At 41.9% G+C, this 7593-nt stretch carries 6 protein-coding genes; 3 read left to right on the plus strand and 3 right to left on the minus strand.

What is annotated here, in order from left to right; genetic code table 11:
• Window positions 1-66 precede the first annotated feature (66 nt).
• Genes HMPREF9444_RS05675 through HMPREF9444_RS05685 form a run of 3 tightly spaced genes read right to left on the minus strand, consistent with a single transcriptional unit; the run spans window position 67 to window position 2817 of the window.
• A complete protein-coding gene (locus HMPREF9444_RS05675) occupies window positions 67-1017 on the minus strand; it encodes a ribose-phosphate pyrophosphokinase (RefSeq protein WP_009143439.1) in 951 nt (316 codons plus the stop codon).
• A gap of 14 nt (window positions 1018-1031) precedes the next feature.
• On the minus strand, window positions 1032-1880 hold the full coding sequence (gene ispE / locus HMPREF9444_RS05680) for a 4-(cytidine 5'-diphospho)-2-C-methyl-D-erythritol kinase (protein ID WP_148514381.1): 849 nt from the start codon (window positions 1878-1880) through the stop codon (window positions 1032-1034).
• A gap of 10 nt (window positions 1881-1890) precedes the next feature.
• Window positions 1891-2817, minus strand: a complete 927-nt coding sequence (locus HMPREF9444_RS05685) for a DMT family transporter (RefSeq protein WP_040909301.1) — start codon at window positions 2815-2817, stop codon at window positions 1891-1893.
• Between the two features lie 266 nt (window positions 2818-3083).
• On the opposite strand from HMPREF9444_RS05685, the gene pgm reads away from it, so the two are divergent.
• The 3 genes from pgm (at window position 3084) to HMPREF9444_RS05700 (ending at window position 7510) form a co-directional block, all read left to right on the plus strand.
• The gene (gene pgm / locus HMPREF9444_RS05690; RefSeq protein WP_009143443.1) at window positions 3084-4733 is read left to right on the plus strand and encodes a phosphoglucomutase (alpha-D-glucose-1,6-bisphosphate-dependent); all 1650 of its coding nucleotides are present in this window, start codon (window positions 3084-3086) and stop codon (window positions 4731-4733) included.
• Between the two features lie 129 nt (window positions 4734-4862).
• Window positions 4863-5702, plus strand: a complete 840-nt coding sequence (locus HMPREF9444_RS05695) for a Cof-type HAD-IIB family hydrolase (protein WP_009143444.1) — start codon at window positions 4863-4865, stop codon at window positions 5700-5702.
• An 11-nt stretch (window positions 5703-5713) separates the two neighbouring features.
• Window positions 5714-7510 (plus strand): ABC transporter ATP-binding protein/permease, encoded by a 1797-nt coding sequence (locus tag HMPREF9444_RS05700; protein ID WP_009143445.1) that lies wholly within the window; start codon window positions 5714-5716, stop codon window positions 7508-7510.
• The last annotated feature ends 83 nt before the right edge of the window (window positions 7511-7593 follow it).

Genomic DNA, 7593 nt, shown 5'->3' on the forward strand with positions numbered 1-7593 from the left:
GTTAATTGTCTACCAAACGGGGTACAGTTCACAAATGCAGGGCCTTCTTGTAAGAAATTTCTTTAATTATGCCTGCTGGAACATAGCAGAAATAGATTCTTCGTTGCTGATGCGGCGGATGGCTTCGGCAAGCATCGGTGCAAGAGACAAGTAACGAATTTTTTCTACTTTGTTGGTAGCGGCAGTAGCCGGAATTGAGTCTGAAACAACAAGCTCGTCAAGACGTGATCCTGTTAAGTTCTTAATGGCATCGCCTGAAAGGACCGGATGGGTGGCATAAGCCATAACATGAAGGGCGCCTCTGTCCTTCAAGGCATCGGCACACTTGCACAAGGTCCCGCCGGTATCAATGATGTCATCAACGATGATGCAGTCACGACCTTTTACGTCGCCGATAAGGTGCATAACCTCGGATACATTGGGACGAGGACGACGTTTGTCAATAATTGCTATATCGGCATTATTTAAAAGCTTGGCAATAGCACGGGCACGAACAACACCGCCCATATCGGGAGAAACGATAATAGGATTGGTAAGGTTTTGTTTTAACATGTCCTCGACGAAGATTTGACTTGAGAAGCAGTTGTCAACCGGAACATCAAAGAAGCCTTGGATCTGTTCGGCATGCAGGTCAACGGTAAGAACACGGTCGACACCGACGCTTGACAAGAAGTCGGCAACTACTTTTGCTGTAATAGGTACGCGAGCGGAACGCAGACGGCGATCCTGACGGGCATATCCGAAATAAGGAATAACTGCGGTAATACGACCTGCTGAAGCGCGGCGCATGGCATCGATCATAACGATAAGCTCCATGAGGTTATCATTAGTCGGCGCGCAGGTTGACTGAATGATAAAAATGTCGCATCCGCGTACGTTTTCATTAATCTGAACGTGGATTTCTCCATCACTGAAACGGTCAACGGTTGCATCACCCAGGCGAGTGTACAAACGGGATGCTATTTGCTTTGCCAGCTCGGGAGTCGCGTTTCCGGCAAACAACTTCATATCAGCCATAATATAACCCTGTGTTAATTAAGAAATTCATTTAAAGCGGTTAGTACAGGAGAAAGATTTACCGAAGAGGCAATAAAACTTTTTCCTTCCTGCGGATCAAAATCCTCCAATGCCTTGACAGCATCAGCTTTTTCATTAAAAGACACAAAACAAGAGGATCCGCTTCCTGACATAAACGCCGGCCCATATTTTACCAACCTGTCTAAGGCCTGTCCAACTTCGTAATAATTTTTTCTTACCGTAGGGGTAAAATCATTATTAAAAGGTTGATTTAAAAGCTCATTTAAACTGCGTTTTTTACTGTCGCGTTTAAGCATGGGATCACCGAATACCGCTTTGGTGGAAACATGACAGTTAGGCGTATGCACAAGGTAGTAACGTTTAGGCAATTCAAGAGGTGACAATTTTTCCCCGACCCCTTCGGCAAAGGCACTCTTGCCGCGCACGAAAACCGGAACGTCCGCTCCTAATTGTTTGCCGATAGCTGCAAGTTCGTCTTCACTTAAATTCGTGTTCCAGAGTTTGTTTAAAACTAAAAGAGTCGTTGCGGCGTTGCTTGATCCTCCGCCCAAACCTCCGCCTTGGGGTAATATTTTGTCGATAGCAATGCTGCAGCCTTTTGCGCTTTTAGTGTACTCTTTAAGCATTTTGGCAGCTTTGTAAATAAGATTGTCTTCTTTAGGAAAACCAAAGTCAGTTAAAAGATTTATCTCTTTGTCGTCATTGACGTTAAAGTGCATCATGTCACCGTAATCAAGGAGACAAAAAAGCGTTTGCAAATCATGATAACCGTCGGGGCGGCGGCCTGTAATATATAAAAATAAATTAAGTTTGCAGGGACTTATGCAGGAAAATGAAATCACGAAAAGCTCCTTAGAGAAGACGAATGAATATGATGCCTAAAAGAATAATGATAAGACCTAAAATCTGTGAAAAGCGTGCTTTTCTTTGTTTGGCCGAGAGTAATCCGAAATGATCGATGATAAGGCCGCAGGACAGTTGTCCCGTGATGCAAAGAATTGATACGGCGCCTGCTCCTAAAAGCGGAATTAAAAAGGCGTTGCACAAAACAAAGAAAGATCCGCAGAATCCGCCGCACAGGATCCAATATTGCCCTTTAACGTTAAGACGCCAAAGATTTTTTAATCCTGGTTTGGTGCAAAATCCGATGCAGATAAATAAGATAAGAGACAAGGACATGCAAAAAAGAGCCGTCAGGATAAGTGAATTTAATTTAACGCTTAAAACCGCATTGATAGCCGATTGCAGAGTCATAAGCGCTCCTGAAAACAATCCTAAAGGATAAAGACAGATCTCGGATAATTTAAAGTTTACCGGTTGTCCGCTTTTTATAAGCTGCGGCAGTTTAAATACTAGTACTATACCTAAAACCACACAGCAAAGGCCGATGGCGCGATTTAAATCAAAAGGATGATGCGGGACATTTAACAGCGCGAAATGATCAAGTACTATTCCGGTTAAAATCATTCCCGTCATGGTAATAAGGACGGTTTTAAGTCCGCCTAGATAATTCATGAGCACGATGGCGATGACGAGAATGAAAACGCCCATCAATCCGCCGCTCCAGGCCCATAAAGGAGTAGAGGAAAAAACGTCTTGCGGAAGAGAAAATTTACCTTGGATTAAATTGGCCAGAATTAAGCAGGATACTCCTACTGAACAGTTTATAAGAGAGGCTAAAAAAGGAGATCCTAATTGAAATCGCAATTTGCTGTTTGCAGCTGTTTGTATTGGGTTGGCAGCACCCGTCAAAATAGCCAGACAAAAAAGTAAAAACATCGCTTAAATTGTAATCCGAATTTTTAGCTCACATTGTACGGCAAAATCTGTAAATTAATTTTTTGTCATAAGGTAAAAAATTAGAAAAGATAAATAATTACTTTTAGTTTTCTATCGGATTGGTAAATATGTGAGGGACTTTATTCTTTTTTTGAAAAAATAAGTTTTATCTCACACTTAAAAATGAAACGCTTATCTTCACTATAAAACTTTTTGTAAAATTAAAAAGTACGTGATGAAAAACATAGTTTTTTGAGGTAACTATAATGGCAATTCACCCTTATGCAGGAAAAAAAGCCCGCGAAGAAGATTTGGTTAATATTCCGCGTTTGATGGCGGCTTATTATTTAAATCACCCTAATGTTGAAAACCCTGACGAGCAAGTAAGTTTCGGAACCTCAGGACATCGCGGAACTTCTCTTAACAGTTCTTTTACCGAGTCCCATATTCTGGCAATTTCCCAAGCTATCGCCGAGTATCGTGCTAAAGAAAATATCACAGGTCCTTTGTATATCGGCATGGATACTCATGCTTTGTCCGAAGCGGCTTTAGCTACGGCAATTGAAGTTTTAGGCGCAAACGGCGTTGAGGTCAGAATTGAAAAAGATCACGGTTATACTCCGACTCCTTCAATTTCTCATGCTATTTTGACTTACAACCAGGGCAGATCTTCAGGCCTTGCTGACGGTATTGTCATTACTCCGTCCCATAATCCTCCGACTGACGGCGGATTTAAATACAATCCGACCGACGGCGGTCCTGCCGGAACGGAAATTACTTCATGGGTTCAGGATCGTGCTAATGAGCTTTTAAGAAACAAGCTTGCAGGCGTCAAGCGCGTTCCTTATGAGCAGGCTCTTAAGCTTCCTAATGTTAAAGAATATGACATGCTCACCGAGTATGTAGAGGATTTGGGCAACGTTATTGATTTAGAGGCTATTTCTAAGTCAGGGATTCGTTTGGGCGTAGATCCTTTGGGCGGTTCCGGATTGTTCTATTGGGATCGCATTGCCGACCGCTATAAACTTAATATCAAAGTGGTAAATTATCGCGTTGATCCTACTTTCTCTTTCATGTGCCTTGATAAGGACGGCAAGATCCGTATGGATTGCTCCAGCCCTTATGCAATGGCAGGCCTTATCGCAATGAAAGACGATTTTGATATCGCTTTTGGCAACGATCCGGATTATGACCGTCACGGCATCGTTTGCCATTCCGGTTTGATGAACCCTAATCATTATTTGTCTGCCGCCATTAACTATATTTATACTCATCGTGAGAATTGGCCGAAGAACGCAATGGTCGGCAAGACTGTCGTATCTTCTAATATGATGAATCGCGTTGCTGAAGGTTTAGGCCGCAAGGTTTGCGAGGTTCCGGTAGGCTTTAAGTGGTTTGTTCCGGGATTGTTTGACGGCTCTCTTGCATTAGGCTGTGAGGAAAGTGCCGGAGCTTCATTCTTAAAGAAAGACGGCAGTGTATGGACTACCGATAAAGACGGAATCATTGCAGCATTGCTCTCAGCTGAGATGCTTGCTGTAACCGGAAAAGATCCGTCAGAGCATTATAAGAATTTAACCGAGAAATACGGTGCTCCGGTTTATAACCGTGTTGATGCTCCTGCAAGCGCTAAACAGAAGTCGGTATTGAAGAAACTCGATCCGTCAGCTGTTGAGGCTTCAACTTTAGCAGGAGAGGAGATCACCGATAAACTTACCGCAGCTCCGGGCAACGGTGCAGCTATCGGCGGTTTGAAGGTGGTAACTAAGAACGGTTGGTTTGCTGCCCGTCCGTCAGGAACGGAAAATATTTATAAGATCTATATGGAAAGCTTCAAGGGACCTGAACATTTAGCTCAGATTGAAAAAGAAGCAACCGAGATCGTCGATGCAGCTTTGAAAAAAGCCGGTGCATAATTAGTTGTTTTTTAATATCAATCCCTGTTCGTATGACTTTAATGGGTAATATGAGCAGGGATTTTTCTTTTTTTTGATATCAAGAAAGGTTAAGATTCCAACCAGAATAAGAAGAAAAGGAAACAAATCATGGCCTTGACCTTAGATAATGTGGAAGTAAAAAAAGGTTTTTATAAACTTGTAGCGTTAGATATGGACGGAACGGTTTTAACTAAAGATAAGACCGTGACGCAAAAAACGAAAGATGTACTAAAAAAAGCACGGGAAGAGGGAATAAGACCGGTTATAGTGACGGGACGTCCGCCGTGCGGTATCGTAAACTATGCAAAAGAAATGGGAATATTGCATTCAAATGCATACGCCGTTTGCTATAACGGAGCAGCTATAGTCGAGCTTAATGATTTTCATGACGTATATTCTTTATGTGCTGACGGCAAGAGTATTAAAGAGGTAACTAAGCTTGCTCATAAGTTTAACTGTAAGGTACATGCATACTCTAAAACGCGCGGTTTGGTGATTGAAGATTTAAATCCGGCAACGACCCGCGAGGTTGTTCACTCGGGGGCTCCGTATACGGCAATTGATTTTATGCAATGCGATGATAATGAGCCGTTTTATAAGATTTTAATCGTAGGTCCTGATGCGGATTTAGATAAGGTTCGTGCGGCTATTTCTCCTGATTTGCACAAGCTTTTTACGGTTATGCGTTCAGATCCGAATTTCCTGGAGTTTATTCCTTTTGACGGCACCAAAGGTAAAGCCCTTGGTGAGTTGTGCAAAATTTTAAACATTGAAATAGAAAGAACGATGGCTTTTGGCGATGCTGAAAATGATTGCAAAATGCTGGAAACGGCAGGGCTTGGTGTTGCGATGGCAAATGCTATGCCGGAGGCCAAGAAAGCGGCTAAGGCCATTACTTTGTCAAATGAAGAAGATGGTGTTGCGGTATTTTTAGAGCGTTTTTTGTAGGTTCATGCTAAATGTTTAAAACTTTATTATTTAAAAGAACAGCTCAAAAAGAGCTGCATGCAGGGCAGAGCGCTGACAGAAAACCGTCAGACAGTCTGCCGCTTAAAGTTTCGCTGGCATCTTTTTGGCGCATGTTAAAACCTTATTGGACCAGTAAGGACAGCATGATTTCATGGTTTTTGCTGATTGTTATTATTGCCCTTACCGCAGGTTCAATTTGGATAGCAACCTCTATCAATACTTGGTATAAGACTTTTTGGGATACTATTCAAAATTATGATGTTGCAGCTTTTAAGCATCAGATTCTAGTATTTGCTTTGCTTGCATCAATTCATGTGGTGGTTACCGTATATAAAGCCTTTTTACAGTCGCGGCTTGCAATTAATTGGCGTCGCTGGCTTACCGGTAAAGTAATGAATGAATGGCTTGAAAAAAGTACTTATTACAAGCTTCAGCTTACGGATAAAAATACCGATAACCCCGATCAGCGTATTGCCGACGATTTAAGTCTATTCGTTAACGCGACCATTGTACTGTTTTTAGGTACTACTACGGATTTAGCCATGATGGTGACTTTTGCCGTAGTTCTGTGGGATTTATCCGGTAGCGTGGATCTGACTTTATGGAACGGCTATGTTCTGCATCTGCCTGACGGTTATCTTTTGTATTTGGCGTTGATTTACTCAGTTGCCGGAACTTTAATTACTTTCATTTTGGGCAAGCCTTTAGTCAAACTTAATTTCAGGCAGCAGCGCTATGAAGCTGATTTCCGTTTCTCGCTTATCCGCGTGCGTGAAAATGCCGAGTCCATTGCTTTATATAAAGGTGAAGAGATTGAGAATCTTACTTTAAGAGACAGGTTCTTTAATGTAGTTAAAAACTATATAAGTCTTATCAATTGCCAAAAACGACTGGGATTTTTAACTTTAGGTTATGCGCAGCTTGCGGTTATTTTTCCGATTTTGATTGCAGCTCCTTTGTATTTTGCCAAAATCATAACTATGGGCAGTATTATGCAGATTAATTCTGCTTTCGGACAGGTACAAAGCGCATTATCGACCTTGGTTGCCAATTTTTCCGATTGGGCTTCTTGGAAAGCTGTCATTGACCGTCTTGCTTTGTTTTTTGACGGGATGGAGCGGGCAGATAATTGCAAGTGCATTGCTGCACAAAAAGAAGGTGAGGTTTTTAAAGCAGAAGATCTTGAGGTTAAGACTCAGAGCGGTGAAGTTTTAGGTCAAGATATTTCTTTTTGCTTAAATTTAGGGGACAGCATGCTGATCCGCGGTCCGTCAGGATGCGGTAAATCAACGCTAATCCGCACTATAGCGGGAATTTGGCCTTTTGCCGCAGGAAGTATTACAGAGCCGAAAGAGGGAGAAGTTTTATTTTTAAGTCAAAAACCGTATCTTCCTCAAGGAACTTTACGGGAAGCGGCAGGATACCCTAAAGCTCCTGAGAGTAAAGGACTTACTGAAGAATATTTTAAAGCATTACATCTTGATCATTTAATTCCTCTTCTTGATAAAGAGGATATCTGGTCGCATATCCTGTCGTTAGGTGAACAGCAGAGAGTGGCATTTGTGCGTGCTTTATTGTTAAAGCCCAAACTCTTATTTTTGGATGAAGCGACATCTGCTCTTGATGAGAACAGTGAGAACATTGCTTATTCGTTAATTAAAGAAGAGTTAAAGAATTCGATTATTGTAAGCGTCGGACATCGATCTTCGCTTATAGCAAAGCATGATTTTGCTTTATCCTGTGTCGGAGGCAAATGGGAGTTTTCGCGTATGGAGATCATATCATAGCGTAAATGAAAAACCGGAGCTTAAGCTCCGGTTAAAATTTACATTTTATTTAAGCTAATGCTTTAGCTTCGTTGATGTCATCA

This window comes from Succinatimonas hippei YIT 12066, assembly GCF_000188195.1.
In the GTDB taxonomy this organism is placed as follows: Bacteria; Pseudomonadota; Gammaproteobacteria; order Enterobacterales; family Succinivibrionaceae; genus Succinatimonas; species Succinatimonas hippei.